Raw genomic sequence first — 15,604 nt, 5'->3', positions numbered from 1 at the left:
TTTTTTTGACAAGGGTACTTACTCGCGGAACAGCGCTTCGATATTCAGCCCCTGCGTCTGCAGAATTTCGCGCAGACGGCGCAGGCCTTCAACCTGAATCTGACGAACACGTTCACGCGTAAGACCGATTTCACGGCCTACATCTTCCAGTGTCGCAGCTTCATATCCCAGCAGACCGAAACGGCGCGCCAGCACTTCACGCTGTTTGGCGTTCAGTTCGAACAACCATTTGACGATGCTCTGTTTCATATCGTCATCTTGCGTGGTGTCTTCCGGACCGTTCTCTTTTTCATCGGCCAGGATGTCCAGCAACGCTTTTTCGGAATCACCGCCCAGCGGGGTGTCTACCGAGGTAATGCGCTCGTTGAGACGAAGCATACGGCTGACGTCATCAACCGGTTTATCCAGTTGCTCTGCAATTTCTTCCGCACTCGGTTCGTGGTCCAGTTTATGCGACAACTCACGTGCGGTGCGCAGGTATACGTTCAGCTCTTTAACAATGTGAATCGGCAAGCGAATCGTACGGGTTTGGTTCATGATCGCCCGTTCGATTGTCTGGCGAATCCACCAGGTTGCGTATGTTGAGAAGCGGAACCCGCGTTCCGGGTCAAACTTCTCGACTGCACGGATAAGCCCCAGGTTGCCCTCTTCAATCAGGTCCAGCAACGCCAGTCCACGATTGCCATAACGGCGGGCAATTTTTACCACCAGACGCAGGTTACTCTCAATCATGCGACGGCGAGAAGCGACATCTCCACGCAGTGCGCGACGCGCAAAATAGACTTCTTCTTCGGCTGTTAACAGTGGTGAATACCCAATCTCACCAAGGTAAAGCTGAGTCGCGTCCAACACACGCTGTGTGGCCCCTTGCGATAACAGCTCTTCTTCAGCCAGGTCGTTATCACTGGGTTCCTCTTCACTCAAGGCTTTTTCGTCAAAAGCCTCTACTCCGTTCTCATCAAATTCCGCGTCTTCATTTAAATCATGAACTTTCAGCGTATTCTGACTCATAAGGTGGCTCCTACCCGTGATCCCTTGACGGAACTAGCAAGTCAAAGCCTGGTTCCGCCGCTTTATCGCTGCGGTAAATAACGCAGCGGGTTTACGGATTTCCCCTTGTAACGAATTTCAAAATGCAAGCGTGTAGAGCTGGTGCCGGTGCTACCCATAGTAGCGATTTTTTGCCCCGCCTTAACTTCCTGTTGTTCCCGGACCAGCATCGTATCATTATGGGCGTAGGCACTCAGGTAATCATCGTTATGTTTGATGATAATAAGATTACCGTAACCACGCAGTGCGTTACCGGCATATACGACGCGCCCATCAGCGGTTGCGACGATAGCCTGTCCCTTACTGCCTGCAATGTCGATCCCTTTATTGCCCCCTTCGGAAGCGCCAAAGTTTTCGATCACTTTGCCATCCGTCGGCCAGCGCCATGCGGAAATCGGCGCGCTGGTTGACGTACTGCTTGCATTTGGTTCGGTCGTGCTTACCGTTGGTGCCGTTACAGGCGCTGTGACAACCGTCCCAGCAGGCTTGTTGTTTGGCAACATTTTGTTAGCACTTTGTTCACCTGAGCCCTCAGAATACGTAATTGTTGGTTGAGACGCAACTGCAACGGTGGAATTTTGTGCAGACCTGGTCACAACTCCTTGCTGTGCTGCATCCGCCTGGGTGATCGCATTTCCGCCAGTAATTGGCGTACCGGATGCGTTACCAACTTGCAAAGTTTGCCCTACATTCAGGCTATACGGGGCAGAAATACTGTTTCTCTGGGCCAGATCGCGGAAATCGTTCCCGGTAATCCAGGCGATGTAAAAAAGCGTATCACCCTTTTTCACGGTGTAAGTACTGCCACCCGTATAGCTACCTTTCGGAATATTCCCATACTGGCGATTGTATACGATTCGCCCATTTTCCATCTGCACGGGTTGTTCCGTGACCGGTTGAGTTTGCATGGGCTGCGTTACAGGACGCTGAACGGGTTGAATTTGCGGCGCTTGTTGCGGCGTTTGTTGCGTCGTCGCGCCCATTTTTGGCGGCGGTGTGATCAACATCCCGGAATTGGTATTTGATGACGAACCACTGTCCACAGACGTGACCGGCGCCGGAGGGTTTGACGAACTGGTACAACCTGCCAGCCATAGTGAAACCAGTGATAGTGCCGCAATGCGACTAACGGTGAATTTTGGGCTTCCCGCGCTCATTTATCCCCCAGGAAAAAATTTGGTTAACAACCAGTGACGTAAGAACCGTGCAACGCATTAAGTGAACACGGGAAAATGTGTTCACGATACGCTTAACCCACCGGGAATAACCAGGAAAACTCCAGGTATTCGTTTCGGCTTCATCAGGCGTAAGAGTGGGTGTTTGCAGGGCAAACTAGGCCAGCTCTCCCTTGACTAACGGGACGAAGCGAACGGCCTCCACGGTATCGATAATAAATTCGCCGCCCCGGCGACGCACGCGTTTCAAAAACTGCTGCTCATCGCCCACGGGCAGAACAAGAATGCCGCCTTCATCCAACTGTGCCATGAGCGCGGTAGGAATTTCCGGCGGCGCGGCCGTCACAATGATAGCGTCAAATGGCGCACGCGCCTGCCAGCCTTGCCAGCCATCGCCATGACGGGTAGAAACATTATGTAAATCGAGCTGCTTCAGGCGGCGACGCGCCTGCCATTGCAGCCCCTTAATCCGCTCAACGGAGCAAACGTGATGTACCAGATGCGCCAGAATCGCCGTCTGATAGCCGGAACCGGTACCAATTTCCAGCACCCTGGATTGCGGCGTCAGTTCGAGCAGCTCCGTCATTCGCGCCACCATATAGGGCTGCGAAATCGTCTGACCCTGGCCTATCGGCAAAGCGATATTTTCCCAGGCCTTATGTTCAAACGCTTCATCAATAAATTTCTCGCGCGGCACTGCAGCAAGCGCATTAAGCACCTGCTCATCTCTGATGCCCTGCGCGCGCAATTGTTCAAGAAGAGCCTGTACACGTCCACTTACCATTGCGTGCCAACTCCCACGCTGTCTAACCAGTCTGAAACCACATCATGCGCGCTGTGCGCGGTTAAATCCACATGCAACGGCGTGACGGAGACGTAGCCTTCATCCACCGCCGCGAAATCGGTATCCGGCCCGGCATCGTATTTATCGCCCGGCGGGCCAATCCAGTACAATGTATTACCGCGCGGATCTTCCTGCGGGATTACTTTATCCGCTGGATGGCGGCTACCACAGCGAGTCACGCGAATGCCTTTAACCTGCGCTAACGGTAGATCCGGGACATTCACGTTGAGAATACGCCCGGTACGCAACGGCTCCCGGCTTAACCCTCGCAAAAGCGCGCAAGTCACGGCCGCAGCCGTATCATAATGCTGATAGCCGTTAAGGGAGACCGCTAATGCCGGAAAGCCGAGATGACGACCTTCCATCGCCGCGGCGACAGTACCGGAATAGATCACATCATCGCCCAGATTCGGACCCGCGTTAATACCGGAAACGACAATATCCGGACGCGGACGCATTAAGGCATTAACGCCCAGATAGACGCAATCGGTCGGCGTCCCCATCTGTACAGCGATATCGCCATTATCAAAGGTAAAAGTACGAAGCGAAGATTCCAGCGTGAGGGAATTAGACGCGCCGCTGCGGTTACGATCCGGGGCTACGACCTGTACATCAGCAAACTCACGCAGCGCTTTCGCCAGCGTTTGTATACCGGGCGCGTGAACCCCGTCATCGTTACTCAGCAATATGCGCATAATCACCCATTGTGTTGATCAGTTCCCTTACTACGCTGGTGGCAAAACTGCCTGCGGGCAGCCAGAAACGTAACTCGACGGTAACGTCATCCCACCAGTTCCAGCTTAATTGTTGCGGATAAAGCAGCATCGCTCTGCGCGACGCCTCTACTTTTTCGCGCAGCAACAGCGATTGCAACACCGTTTCCTGGGCAATGGCATCTTGCTCAAACGCCAGCGCCGCACGCTGTGTTCCCCACTCTCCGCTGCCCGGCAACAACGCTGTAATCATCAGCTCTTTTTCGTCTACCCGGCGCTGCAATTCAGGCAGTTCTTCAGATGTCGCGACGAACCAGCTTCCACGCCCCGCTAATTGTAGCGCATCGCCGTCAACAACTTGATTAAAGTCTGGTTTCTTCAGCCGCTGGTGAACAATTTGATTAAACAACGCGCTACGCGCCGCCGACAACCAAAAACTGCGTTTATTGCGATCGCGCACCGGCGCGTTACTTTGCGCCCAGCGCAGCGCGCCCTGCAAGTTGCTGCCGCCAATGCCGAATCGTTGTGCACCAAAATAGTTCGGCACGCCGCCATCGCGAATCGCCTGCAATCGTGTTTCGACATCGCGGCGATCGCTTATTTCACGCAACACCAGAGTAAAGGCATTGCCTTTCAGCGCGCCTAAACGCAGCTTACGCTTGTGACGCGCGTATTCCAGCACTTTACAACCTTCCAACTGAAAGGCGCTGAAATCGGGCATCTCTTTCCCCGGCACGCGCGCGCACAGCCACTGCTCGGTAACGGCGTGTTTATCTTTTTGCCCGGCAAAGCTCACTTCGCGAGCGTGAATTTTCAGGAATTTCGCCAGCGCGTCAGCGACAAAACGGGTATTGCAACCGTTTTTCAAAATACGCAGCAAAATGTGCTCGCCTTCACCATCCGGCGTAAAGCCTAAATCTTCAACCACCACAAAATCTTCCGGATTCGCTTTCAGCAATCCGCTACCTTGTGGTTTTCCGTGCAGCCAGGTGAGATTGTCAAACTCTGTCATTTCGCCGCCTTCATCAGCAACGCGACCGCTTCGCAGGCAATGCCTTCTCCGCGTCCGGTAAATCCGAGCTTTTCCGTCGTCGTCGCCTTCACGTTAACCTCATCCATATGGCAGCCGAGATCTTCGGCGATAAAGACGCGCATTTGCGGAATATGCGGCAGCATTTTCGGCGCCTGCGCAATAATGGTGACATCCACGTTGCCGAGGGTGTACCCCTTCGCCTGAATACGACGCCAGGCTTCACGCAGTAGTTCGCGGCTATCCGCTCCCTTAAATGCCGGATCGGTATCCGGGAAGAGCTTGCCGATATCGCCAAGCGCCGCCGCGCCCAGCAGCGCATCGGTCAGCGCATGTAACGCCACATCGCCATCGGAATGCGCCAATAGCCCTTTTTCATAAGGGATACGCACGCCGCCAATAATAATCGGCCCTTCTCCGCCAAACGCGTGTACGTCAAAACCGTGTCCAATTCGCATTATGCTTTCTCCTGGTGGATGGTTCGGGTCAGATAAAATTCCGCCAGCGCCAGATCTTCCGGACGGGTGACCTTGATATTATCCGCGCGACCTTCTACCAGCGCCGGATGAAAACCACAATATTCCAGCGCTGACGCTTCGTCGGTGATGGTCGCGCCTTCATTCAGCGCACGCGTCAGACAATCGTACAAGAGTTCGCGGGGGAAAAACTGCGGGGTGAGCGCGTGCCATAAATCGGCGCGCTCTACGGTATGGGCAATAGCGTTCTTCCCCGGTTCGCCGCGTTTCATGGTGTCGCGCACCGGACTGGCGAGGATACCGCCGACCCGGCTGTTTTCGCTGATAGCCAGCAACCGCGCAAGGTCATCCTGATGCAAACAGGGTCTTGCCGCGTCGTGCACCAGCACCCACTGCGCCTTTGCAACGGCCTGTAACCCGGCCAAAACGGAATCAGCGCGTTCGTTGCCGCCATCCACAACGGTGATTTGCGGATGATTCGCCAGCGGAAGTTGGGCAAAGCGATGATCGCCAGGGCTGATAGCAATAACAACGCGTGTCACCCGAGGATGCGCCAGCAGCGCATGAACTGAGTGCTCCAGAATGGTTTTATTACCGATTGAGAGATACTGCTTAGGACATTCTGTTTGCATTCGGCGGCCAAATCCGGCCGCCGGCACCACGGCGCAAACGTCCAATAAAGTGGCTGCCATGTTAAATCCCTGGATGGTTTATCGATGAGTTTGCCCCGCCGTTGCCGCGCGTTTTGAGGCGTCAGGCACCAGACGATAGAAGGTTTCGCCCGGTTTGGTCATGCTAAGTTCGTTGCGCGCGCGCTCCTCTATCGCTTCCTGGCCGCCATTGAGATCGTCAATTTCGGCAAAAAGCTGATCGTTACGCGCTTTAAGTTTGGCGTTTGTCGCCTGCTGCGCGACCACATCATCGTTGACGCGGCTATAGTCATGTATGCCGTTCTTACCGAACCACAGCGAGTACTGTAGCCAGACCAGTAAAGCCAGCAACAGCAGCGTTAGTTTACCCATCCTGCCCCCTGAAAAACGGCATCATCATCCCATAACGTCCTCTGTGACTCCACATTCAGGACGGGATTGCCGCGACAACGCCGGCAAATGTACCACATTTGCCGGATGTTACGTATACCCGAGTAAGGAGAACATAATCTCATTGTTGGTTACGGTTTGAATTATGACCGGAGGCGCAGTGATAACCCGTCTACCCTAATAGCCATATAAATAACGCGCCGAACAGCGCGCCTACGGCCAGTAGAGTAAACATGATGCTAAAAAGTATTTTGCCCTTTACCAGCAGATGCAACGCAATGCCGATAATCACCGATACCGGCATTAACGCGAGGAAAAAGGGCCAGGTATAGAGGAAAAAAAACAGCGTGTTAGGGCCATAAAGCAGAAAAGGGATCCCCAACGCCAGCAGCCATGACACAAAGCCGACCACCGCCCCCGGAAATGCACTGGTGGCGTCATCGTCGACCATGAAGGCGTCTGACCTTGTGAAAGTAATGTTATGGCTATTACGCATATTAAATCCTGTAACCTTGACCATACCGGGCATACAAGCCCGGTGGTGTCTCAGGATCTGATAATATCGCGCCGTCTCAGCAGGTCTAATAATTGGGAAACCAAATTTGTTACTAATTGTTCACCATTAAGATGAACCTGTGGCGAGTCAGGCGCTTCGTAAATGGCGTCGATGCCGGTAAAGTTACGCAACTCGCCCGCACGCGCTTTTTTATACAACCCTTTAGGATCGCGCTGTTCACAGATAGCCAGCGGCGTATTGACATAAATCTCGATAAAACGATCGTGGCCGACGCGCTCTTTTACCAGTTGCCGCTCGGCGCGGTGCGGAGAAATAAATGCCGTCAAAACAATCAGGCCGGCGTCCGCCATCAGGCTGGCCACTTCGCCTACCCGCCGGATATTCTCCTGGCGATCGGCATCGCTAAAGCCTAAATCACGGCACAAACCGTGGCGCACATTATCACCATCCAACAGGTAGGTACTGACGCCACGCTGATGTAACGCCTCTTCCAGCGCGCCGGCCACCGTTGATTTTCCCGAACCGGAGAGTCCGGTAAACCACAGCACCACGCCACGGTGGCCGTGGAGCTGTTCACGGGCGGCGACAGTAACGGGATGAGAGTGCCAGACCACGTTCTCATCATGCAGCGCCATGTTTATCTCCCAGCAAATCTCGGGCGTCCCAGTGCGGAAAATGACGGCGTACCAGCGCATTCAGCTCCAGCTCAAACGCACTGTATTCCACGGGCGGCGTCGCTCCGCGTTCATCCAGTTCCCGCACCATGCCAGCGCCCACGGTAACGTTAGAAAGTCGGTCGATAAAAATCAGCCCGCCCGTCACCGGATTTTGCTGATAAATATCCAGCGCGAGCGGCTCATCGAATGTCATCTCCACCAGACCAATACCGTTTAACGGCAGACTTTCGACGTCTCGTTGGGTCAGATTGTTGATATCAATCTGATAGCGAATAGCCTCGATACGCGCGCGGGTTTTCTTACCCGCAAGTTTAACGTCGTAGCTTTGGCCCGGCGCCAGCGGCTGTTCCGCCATCCATACCACGTCGATCGCAGCGTGCCGCGCAGGTGCCAGCGTCTCGTTTGCCGCCAGCAGCAGATCGCCGCGGCTAATATCAATGTCGTCGTTGAGTACCAGGGTAATGGCTTCGCCCGCACAGGCTTCTTCTTTGTCGCCATCAAAAGTAACGATACGCGCCACGCTGGATTCCACGCCGGACGGCAGCACTTTAATGCGCTCTCCGACTTTGACGCTACCAGACGCCAGAGTGCCGGCATACCCCCGAAAATCAAGATTTGGGCGATTAACGTATTGTACTGGAAAGCGCATCGGTTGACGGTCTACCGCACGCTGTATGTCTACCGTTTCCAGGACTTCCAACAGCGTCGGGCCGCTGTACCAGCGCATATTGGCGCTCTGCGCGGCGACATTATCCCCTTCCAGCGCCGAAAGCGGGACAAAGCGAATGTCCAGATCGCCCGGCAACTGTTCAGCAAAGGTCAGGTAATCTTCACGAATACGGGCGAAGGTCTCTTCGCGGTAGTCAACGAGATCCATTTTGTTGATTGCCACCACCAGGTGTTTGATCCCCAACAGAGTGGAGATAAAGCTATGGCGACGCGTCTGATCCAGCACGCCTTTACGCGCGTCGATCAGTAGGATCGCCAGATCGCAGGTGGACGCCCCGGTCGCCATATTACGAGTATATTGTTCATGGCCCGGCGTGTCGGCGATAATAAATTTTCGTCTTTCCGTGGAGAAATAGCGGTACGCGACGTCAATAGTAATGCCCTGCTCACGCTCGGCCTGTAGCCCATCTACCAGCAGCGCCAGATCGAGTTTTTCTCCCTGCGTGCCATGACGTTTACTGTCATTATGCAGAGAAGAGAGCTGATCTTCATAAATTTGCAGAGTATCGTGCAGCAAACGACCTATCAGCGTACTTTTACCGTCATCAACGCTGCCACAGGTTAAAAAACGCAGCAGGCTTTTGTGCTGTTGGGCAATCATCCAGGCTTCGACGCCGCCTTCATTGGCGATTTGTTGTGCAAGTATGGTGTTCATGGCGGCTCCTTAGAAATACCCCTGACGTTTTTTAAGCTCCATCGACCCCGCCTGATCGCGGTCAATCATCCTCCCCTGGCGCTCGCTGGTGGTAGAAACCAGCATCTCTTCGATAATTTCCGGCAGCGTTTGCGCGTGGGATTCCACCGCCCCGGTGAGCGGCCAACAGCCAAGTGTACGGAAGCGCACCATCCTTTTTTTGATGACTTCGCCAGGCTGGAGATCGATACGATCGTCATCCACCATCATCAACATGCCGTCACGTTCCAGAACCGGGCGTTCAGCAGCCAAATACAGCGGCACGATGTCGATGTTTTCCAGCCAGATGTATTGCCAGATATCCTGCTCTGTCCAGTTGGAGAGCGGGAAGACGCGTATACTTTCGCCTTTATTAATCTGACCGTTATAGTTACGCCACAACTCTGGCCGCTGATTTTTCGGGTCCCAGCGATGGAAACGGTCACGAAAGGAGTAAATACGTTCTTTCGCACGGGATTTTTCCTCATCGCGCCGTGCGCCGCCGAACGCGGCATCAAAACCGTACTTATTCAGCGCCTGCTTTAACCCTTCGGTTTTCATAATGTCGGTGTGTTTAGCGCTACCGTGAACGAACGGATTGATGCCCATCGCCACGCCTTCCGGATTTTTATGTACCAGCAATTCGCAGCCGTATGCGTTGGCGGTACGATCGCGAAAGGCGTACATCTCACGGAATTTCCAACCGGTATCAACGTGCAATAGCGGGAACGGCAACGTACCCGGATAAAACGCCTTACGCGCCAGATGCAGCATGACGCTGGAGTCTTTACCAATGGAGTACAGCATGACCGGATTAGCGAATTCCGCTGCCACTTCACGGATAATGTGGATACTTTCCGCCTCCAGTTGCCGCAGGTGGGTGAGTCGTTTTTGATCCATAACCGTTCCTTTGCAATACCGTTTTTTGCTAAACATTTCGATTACACGACTATAGGGAGCGCAGGAGAGTGAATGAAATGACGAATTGGAATGAGTAGTTCCTCAAAGGAATAACGCGGCCCAAAAACCAATATCAAAAAATGCTTAACGTACCGGATTGCCAGCATTTAGGAGCAAATGAAATTGTATTAACACGATCGCGGTTTCATACTAGCCACGTAAAATTTTGTTCTGTATTTAAGGACTCATTATGTTTTCCGCAACGCGCCGCTTTGCCGTCATTCTGGCGCTCGGCGTAGGCTTTATCCTTCCTGCACAAGCAGCATCACCAGGGCCTGGTGAAATAGCGAATACTCAGGCACGACATATCGCCACCTTTTTTCCCGGGAGAATGACGGGCTCCCCCGCCGAGATGTTGTCTGCCGATTATTTACGCCAACAATTTACCCAGATGGGATACCAAAGCGATATTCGAACGTTTAATAGCCGATTTATTTATACCACGAAGGATAATCGCAAAAACTGGCATAACGTGACGGGCAGTACGGTCATCGCCGCCCATGAAGGGCGCGTGCCGCAACAGATCATCATTATGGCGCATCTGGATACGTACGCTCCGCAGAGCGACGCTGATGTCGATGCCAATCTGGGCGGTTTAACGTTACAGGGAATGGATGATAATGCCGCGGGATTAGGCGTTATGCTGGAACTGGCGGCGCGTCTGAAAGATATACCGACCCATTACGGGATTCGTTTTATCGCCACCAGCGGGGAAGAAGAGGGAAAGCTAGGCGCGGAAAATTTACTCAAACGAATGAGTGACGCTGAGAAGAAAAATACGCTGCTGGTCATTAATCTCGATAACCTGATTGTTGGCGACAAGCTCTATTTTAATAGCGGGAAAAATACGCCGGAAGCGGTGCGTACACTGACCCGCGATCGGGCATTAGCGATTGCGCGCCGTTATGGCATCGCCGCCAACACCAATCCGGGACGCAATCCATCCTACCCCAAAGGAACGGGTTGCTGTAATGATGCGGAGGTTTTCGATAAAGCGGGAATATCTGTGCTTTCTGTTGAGGCGACGAACTGGAATCTGGGTAAAAAAGACGGATACCAGCAACGCGTGAAAAATGCCTCCTTCCCGAACGGTAATAGCTGGCACGACGTACGGCTTGATAATCAACAGCATATTGACAAGGCGCTGCCAGGGCGGATTGAGCGCCGTAGCCGCGATGTAGTGCGGATAATGCTGCCGTTGGTAAAAGAGCTGGCGAAGGCGGAAAAAACGTCCTGATATGCTGGTGAAACGTGTTTATCCCCGCTGGCGCGGGGAACATTTTTCAGCCCTTGTCGACTGCGGAACGCCCCTCGGTTTATCCCCGCTGGCGCGGGGAACACGCGAAATAGTGGGGAAAAACCCCTGGTTAACCCGGTTTATCCCCGCTGGCGCGGGAAACACTAGGCCTTGATACCATCGCTCGCACCTCGTCACGGTTTATCCCCGCTGGCGCGGGGAACACGTTTATTACTGCTTAGTTAATTAATGGGTTGCCGGTTTATCCCCGCTGGCGCGGGGAACACAGGCGAATAATCTCTAATAGTCTCAATTCGTTCGGTTTATCCCCGCTGGCGCGGGGAACACTAAATCTGGCGTCGAGACATTCGAAATAGTGCCGGTTTATCCCCGCTGGCGCGGGGAACACTCTTTTGATTTTGCTGCGATGTTATAACCAGACGGTTTATCCCCGCTGGCGCGGGGAACACTATCCACATATACCCGCAATCATATTCAAGAACGGTTTATCCCCGCTGGCGCGGGGAACACAATCACTGCGGGGGTATTTAGCGGAAACGGCTCGGTTTATCCCCGCTGGCGCGGGGAACACGATCGAGTAACGTGCGCTGGAACGCGTCGGCGCGGGGAACACAATTAAAGCCGAGGGTGGCACCGCGCCTTATTCGGTTTATCCCCGCTGGCGCGGGGAACACGCACCTCGAAACGGTTTTAAAACACTACCGTTTCGGTTTATCCCCGCTGGCGCGGGGAACACTGGACCGATGGGGCCAACATCGCCGAACGTGGCGGTTTATCCCCGCTGGCGCGGGGAACACGTTACGTTCGGTAAATGGAAAGCGGCGAATATCGGTTTATCCCCGCTGGCGCGGGGAACACCCAGAAAGTGCCGGTAGTGCCTGATGAACGACCGGTTTATCCCCGCTGGCGCGGGGAACACCGCGCCCACTTCCGTAAAATACAGATAATCCACGGTTTATCCCCGCTGGCGCGGGGAACACGGCAGCGGGCGAGGCAAACACATTCGGGGCGTCGGTTTATCCCCGCTGGCGCGGGGAACACGGTAATTTCTCATCTAACAGCCTGTACGCCTCAGGTTTATCCCCGCTGGCGCGGGGAACACTCTTTATCGTCAATGCGAAATTTTCCGCGACGCGGTTTATCCCCGCTGGCGCGGGGAACACTCCCATTCACCAACAACAATATCGCCCTGCAACGGTTTATCCCCGCTGGCGCGGGGAACACTCTCGGTCTCGGTCTCGGTCTCGGTAGTGACGCGGTTTATCCCCGCTGGCGCGGGGAACACACTTCCTTCAGTCTTAACGATAATCCGCAACGCGGTTTATCCCCGCTGGCGCGGGGAACACGCAAAATAGCGATGAGCTGGCTACGCCCACTGGCGGTTTATCCCCGCTGGCGCGGGGAACACAGCCGGCGCGAGCCTGGAGGGTTGAATAATGGCGGTTTATCCCCGCTGGCGCGGGGAACACCAATCTCGCATTCGTTACCCCACCTGCATTTTCGGTTTATCCCCGCTGGCGCGGGGAACACGAGGGGATAGGAGTTACGATCCAGCCTGGTTGCGGTTTATCCCCGCTGGCGCGGGGAACACGTGGTTGCAGACCAATCAGCCCGCCAGCGGTTCGGTTTATCCCCGCTGGCGCGGGGAACACCAGCACGAAAAATTATTTACTGTCGTTGCTCACGGTTTATCCCCGCTGGCGCGGGGAACACGAAGGTACGGGGAAAACAAAGATTACTCGTTCCGGTTTATCCCCGCTGGCGCGGGGAACACACTAAAACTATATATTTGTTCTAAAAGCCCTTTTTTACTACATAACAAACTACCAACGGTAAGATAACAATTCCTTATTATTAAAGAACATTCAACTTATTGATTTTCAACAGGAAGAAAAGAAACCAAACGCAGTCCATCCAAATCTACCGGAATACGTCTGTTTTCACCCCAGGTCTGGAACTCAAAACCAGACTCAGTATTTGTTGCCCAGGCCATTACTACGTTTCCGACTCCGCCAAGCTGTGTGATCTGTTGCCAAATCATTTCCCGAATACGCTTCGAGGTATCGCCAACATAAACACCTGCACGAACCTCGAGTAACCAGACGGCAAGACGTCCCCGCAGGCGCGGCGGTACGTTTTCCGTGACCACAACCACCATACTCATCAACCATGCCCCCGATGGCCGCTATCACCCAGTGATTCAGGTTCCGGTATTGCTGGCGGCAACATATCCGGCGCAGGCTGAGGTGGTTCAATTTCACCGGCAGCGAGCACCTCTTCGATCAGTGGGATCAATTTTCCGGTCAGCTTCGAACTGCGAAAAATATCACGGCAGGCCAGGCGCACTTCTTTATCAGGTTCCGCCGGGTGACGAGCAGCGATCTCAAATGCTTTGGGCACCACCGATTCAAATTTGATGATATCGGCAATGTCATAAACAAAAGAAAGCGGCTTACCACTATGGATAAAACCGATAGCTGGCGCATATCCCGCCGCCAGGATAGCCGCTTCTGAAATCCCGTACAGGCACGATGTCGCCGCGCTAATACATCGGTTGACGACATCCCCCTTCTCCCAGTCTTTCGGATCATAGTTACGACCATGCCACTTCACGCCATACTGCTTCGCCAGCAATGCATAGGTCGCCCGCACACGGGATCCTTCAATACCGCGCAGTTGCTCAACGGAACGACGGGCGGGCGGCGGTTCGCGAAAACGCAGTTCATACATTTTGCGCACCACCTTCAGCCGCAGGTCATCATCTAACGCCAGCTTTGCCTGATAAAGCAACTTATCGGCTCGTGCGCCGCCGGGTTGTCCGGAGGAATAAACCCGCACTCCCGCCTCGCCCACCCACACCAACAGCGTTCCCACCGTCGATGCCAGACGCACAGCCGCATGGGAAACCCGCGTTCCCGGTTCCAGCATGATACAAGCGACCGAACCAACGGGAATATGCGTGCGGATTCCCGTTTTATCGATCAGCACGAATGCCCCATCCAGCACGTCAATCTGACCGTACTGGAGGAAGATCATTGAGGTTCGATCTTTTAACGGGATCGGGTTGAGCGGCACGAACGTCACGCGTCGTCTCCAGGTTTGATCATCATCATTCCGCAGCCAAACGCCCGGCTTTTACCGAACCCCTGCGCCAGACGTTGCAGGAAAAGCGCGGGTTCGTTAATCACCAGCACGCCGGTATAGTCCACGCTGCTAAACTGAATCATCTGCCGATCTTTCCCGCGACGTATCTGCTGCTGCCGATAAGCATCAACGCTCGCCTCGCGCAGAGTAAAGCCATTTTGCTCCCCCTGGCGCGCCAACCACGTCAGCGCCGCCTGCTGCTGATAAGACCAAATATCCTGGCTATCACCCTGCGTTTTACGCTGGCGTTTCGCCTCCATCAGCAAATCGTGACGCTTGCCGTTTTTGCAAACCGTCGGATTGGCGCGCAGGTTAAACCGCAGCGTCTGCCCCGCGCTCAGCGTTGGCGCAAATGGGCGAGTCTGCACGTCAAAAATCGCGCTGGCGGCAGGCTGTTCCTGTGAGAGAACAAAAAAGCGAAACGCGCCCTGTAACTCTTCGCGGCGATAAAGAAACTGCCGTTCCTTGCTGCCGGGAAAGAGATCCCATAACCACTGGTGCATCACGTACTCGCCGCGCTCCACCAGATGCAAGAGCTGTGCCGGCGAAAGCTCGCTGGTGTGCAGCGTTATTCTTGAGAGATACACGCGTCCTCCTTGCGGAGCCACGGCCCCTGATTCACGCTACGTTCACCGAACAGCCATTGCTGGCGGCTCAACGGCATGTCGCGACGACGTAAAATTTTGCTCGCCGTTAAGCCATCGTGTTCACCTTCCCACCAGCATTCGTTCTGTAATCTGGGGAGAGGCAGTTTCAGCGCATTGAATTGATCCTGATACCAACGATATGCTTCACGCAGGACACCCGCCGCACTCCCTTCCAGCAGTTGCGGCGCAAGCGGCAACGCCAGAGGGTGACTTTTGCGCCCCAGATACAGCGGGAATACAGGATGTTGTAGCGACGTCTGAAGCTGCGCCAACGTGTAAGGCGCGTCCGGCGTCGCGCTGACAGCGATCATCCACCAGGCGTCGGTGTAGTAGTCGCGTCGGGAAATCAGCGCGCTCAGTAATTCAGGATCCTGCAACTCTTCACGGCGGCTGAAGTAACGTGCCTTACGTACCTCTTTCGGCATCTGCACCGTGTGATAATCCCGCGCCCAGCGCGGGTTGCCACTGGCGCACAGCAAAAATTGGTAATGACGATTGAAGGCGTTTAGCCGTTCCTCCTCATCGCGGCGAATTCCCAGCGCCGCAGCTAATAACCCCAACAGCGCCGAGCGCGAGGGTAGCTCATGGCTGTGGCGCACTTCGCCTGGCGCATCCACGCCCCAGGAGGCCATCGGCCCGTGAAGCTGAAAAACCAGATATTGGCTCATAAG

Annotated in this window: 18 protein-coding genes and 2 CRISPR repeat arrays; of the genes, 2 read left to right on the top strand and 16 right to left on the bottom strand. The window is 54.4% G+C overall.

The window, feature by feature from the left end:
- Positions 1-18: 18 nt before the first annotated feature.
- Both rpoS and nlpD read right to left on the bottom strand, forming a co-directional pair.
- Positions 19-1,011 carry an RNA polymerase sigma factor RpoS gene (gene rpoS / locus QEN31_RS04670; RefSeq protein WP_000081498.1) on the bottom strand — a complete coding sequence of 331 codons (993 nt, stop codon included), beginning with the start codon at positions 1,009-1,011 and terminating at the stop codon, positions 19-21.
- A gap of 62 nt (positions 1,012-1,073) precedes the next feature.
- A complete protein-coding gene (gene nlpD / locus QEN31_RS04665; RefSeq protein ID WP_223149274.1) occupies positions 1,074-2,156 on the bottom strand; it encodes a murein hydrolase activator NlpD in 1,083 nt (360 codons plus the stop codon).
- Between nlpD and QEN31_RS04660 the strand changes: the two genes are divergently transcribed.
- Positions 2,086-2,244, top strand: a complete 159-nt coding sequence (locus QEN31_RS04660) for a peptidase (RefSeq protein WP_223148970.1) — start codon at positions 2,086-2,088, stop codon at positions 2,242-2,244. The genes nlpD and QEN31_RS04660 overlap by 71 nt on opposite strands.
- A gap of 138 nt (positions 2,245-2,382) precedes the next feature.
- On the opposite strand, the gene QEN31_RS04655 is transcribed toward QEN31_RS04660, so the two are convergent.
- The 10 genes from QEN31_RS04655 to cysD all read right to left on the bottom strand — a co-directional run bounded on the left by QEN31_RS04655 (position 2,383) and on the right by cysD (position 9,824).
- On the bottom strand, positions 2,383-3,009 hold the full coding sequence (locus tag QEN31_RS04655) for a protein-L-isoaspartate(D-aspartate) O-methyltransferase (protein ID WP_000253545.1): 627 nt from the start codon (positions 3,007-3,009) through the stop codon (positions 2,383-2,385).
- Complete coding sequence (surE, locus tag QEN31_RS04650) at positions 3,003-3,764, bottom strand: 5'/3'-nucleotidase SurE (protein ID WP_001221538.1); 762 nt, start codon at positions 3,762-3,764, stop codon at positions 3,003-3,005. Before surE ends, QEN31_RS04655 begins: the two co-directional genes overlap by 7 nt.
- Positions 3,745-4,794, bottom strand: coding sequence for a tRNA pseudouridine(13) synthase TruD (gene truD, locus QEN31_RS04645; RefSeq protein WP_099949615.1), 1,050 nt, complete (start codon positions 4,792-4,794; stop codon positions 3,745-3,747). The genes surE and truD overlap by 20 nt, the downstream gene beginning before the upstream one ends.
- Positions 4,791-5,270, bottom strand: coding sequence for a 2-C-methyl-D-erythritol 2,4-cyclodiphosphate synthase (gene ispF, locus QEN31_RS04640; RefSeq protein WP_001219245.1), 480 nt, complete (start codon positions 5,268-5,270; stop codon positions 4,791-4,793). The genes truD and ispF overlap by 4 nt, the downstream gene beginning before the upstream one ends.
- Positions 5,270-5,980, bottom strand: a complete 711-nt coding sequence (gene ispD, locus QEN31_RS04635; protein ID WP_000741650.1) for a 2-C-methyl-D-erythritol 4-phosphate cytidylyltransferase — start codon at positions 5,978-5,980, stop codon at positions 5,270-5,272. Before ispD ends, ispF begins: the two co-directional genes overlap by 1 nt.
- Positions 5,981-5,998: 18 nt before the next feature.
- Positions 5,999-6,310 carry a cell division protein FtsB gene (gene ftsB / locus QEN31_RS04630; protein WP_000517480.1) on the bottom strand — a complete coding sequence of 104 codons (312 nt, stop codon included), beginning with the start codon at positions 6,308-6,310 and terminating at the stop codon, positions 5,999-6,001.
- A gap of 190 nt (positions 6,311-6,500) precedes the next feature.
- Positions 6,501-6,824: a DUF3561 family protein gene (locus QEN31_RS04625; RefSeq protein WP_001537530.1), complete on the bottom strand. Its 324-nt coding sequence runs from the start codon at positions 6,822-6,824 to the stop codon at positions 6,501-6,503.
- A gap of 50 nt (positions 6,825-6,874) precedes the next feature.
- Positions 6,875-7,480: an adenylyl-sulfate kinase gene (cysC, locus tag QEN31_RS04620; RefSeq protein ID WP_001173663.1), complete on the bottom strand. Its 606-nt coding sequence runs from the start codon at positions 7,478-7,480 to the stop codon at positions 6,875-6,877.
- Positions 7,467-8,906, bottom strand: a complete 1,440-nt coding sequence (gene cysN / locus QEN31_RS04615; RefSeq protein WP_001092263.1) for a sulfate adenylyltransferase subunit CysN — start codon at positions 8,904-8,906, stop codon at positions 7,467-7,469. Before cysN ends, cysC begins: the two co-directional genes overlap by 14 nt.
- A 9-nt stretch (positions 8,907-8,915) precedes the next feature.
- Positions 8,916-9,824 (bottom strand): sulfate adenylyltransferase subunit CysD, encoded by a 909-nt coding sequence (cysD, locus tag QEN31_RS04610; protein ID WP_000372384.1) that lies wholly within the window; start codon positions 9,822-9,824, stop codon positions 8,916-8,918.
- Positions 9,825-10,074: 250 nt separating this feature from the next.
- On the opposite strand from cysD, the gene QEN31_RS04605 reads away from it, so the two are divergent.
- Positions 10,075-11,121 carry an aminopeptidase gene (locus QEN31_RS04605; RefSeq protein WP_000490481.1) on the top strand — a complete coding sequence of 349 codons (1,047 nt, stop codon included), beginning with the start codon at positions 10,075-10,077 and terminating at the stop codon, positions 11,119-11,121.
- Between the two features lie 14 nt (positions 11,122-11,135).
- A CRISPR array of direct repeats spans positions 11,136-11,713; the repeat unit is 29 nt; unit sequence CGGTTTATCCCCGCTGGCGCGGGGAACAC.
- 73 nt (positions 11,714-11,786) lie between these two features.
- Positions 11,787-12,916: a CRISPR direct-repeat array (repeat unit 29 nt; unit sequence CGGTTTATCCCCGCTGGCGCGGGGAACAC).
- Positions 12,917-13,012: 96 nt separating this feature from the next.
- On the opposite strand, the gene cas2e is transcribed toward QEN31_RS04605, so the two are convergent.
- From cas2e to cas5e, 4 genes are read right to left on the bottom strand one after another with little or no spacing between them, the layout of a single operon-like run.
- Entirely contained in the window at positions 13,013-13,306 is a 294-nt protein-coding gene (cas2e, locus tag QEN31_RS04600) for a type I-E CRISPR-associated endoribonuclease Cas2e (protein ID WP_001518648.1), read from the bottom strand.
- The gene (cas1e, locus tag QEN31_RS04595; RefSeq protein WP_000144832.1) at positions 13,306-14,226 is read right to left on the bottom strand and encodes a type I-E CRISPR-associated endonuclease Cas1e; all 921 of its coding nucleotides are present in this window, start codon (positions 14,224-14,226) and stop codon (positions 13,306-13,308) included. Before cas1e ends, cas2e begins: the two co-directional genes overlap by 1 nt.
- The gene (gene cas6e / locus QEN31_RS04590) at positions 14,223-14,873 is read right to left on the bottom strand and encodes a type I-E CRISPR-associated protein Cas6/Cse3/CasE (protein ID WP_000281486.1); all 651 of its coding nucleotides are present in this window, start codon (positions 14,871-14,873) and stop codon (positions 14,223-14,225) included. Before cas6e ends, cas1e begins: the two co-directional genes overlap by 4 nt.
- Positions 14,855-15,601 (bottom strand): type I-E CRISPR-associated protein Cas5/CasD, encoded by a 747-nt coding sequence (gene cas5e, locus QEN31_RS04585; protein ID WP_000085114.1) that lies wholly within the window; start codon positions 15,599-15,601, stop codon positions 14,855-14,857. Before cas5e ends, cas6e begins: the two co-directional genes overlap by 19 nt.
- Between the last annotated feature and the right edge of the window lie 3 nt (positions 15,602-15,604).

The organism is Salmonella sp. SA15303 (genome assembly GCF_029962125.1).
GTDB lineage: Bacteria > Pseudomonadota > Gammaproteobacteria > Enterobacterales > Enterobacteriaceae > Salmonella > Salmonella enterica.
Note: the sequence above shows the minus strand (reverse complement) of the source record. Positions and strands in the feature narration are given on the sequence as shown.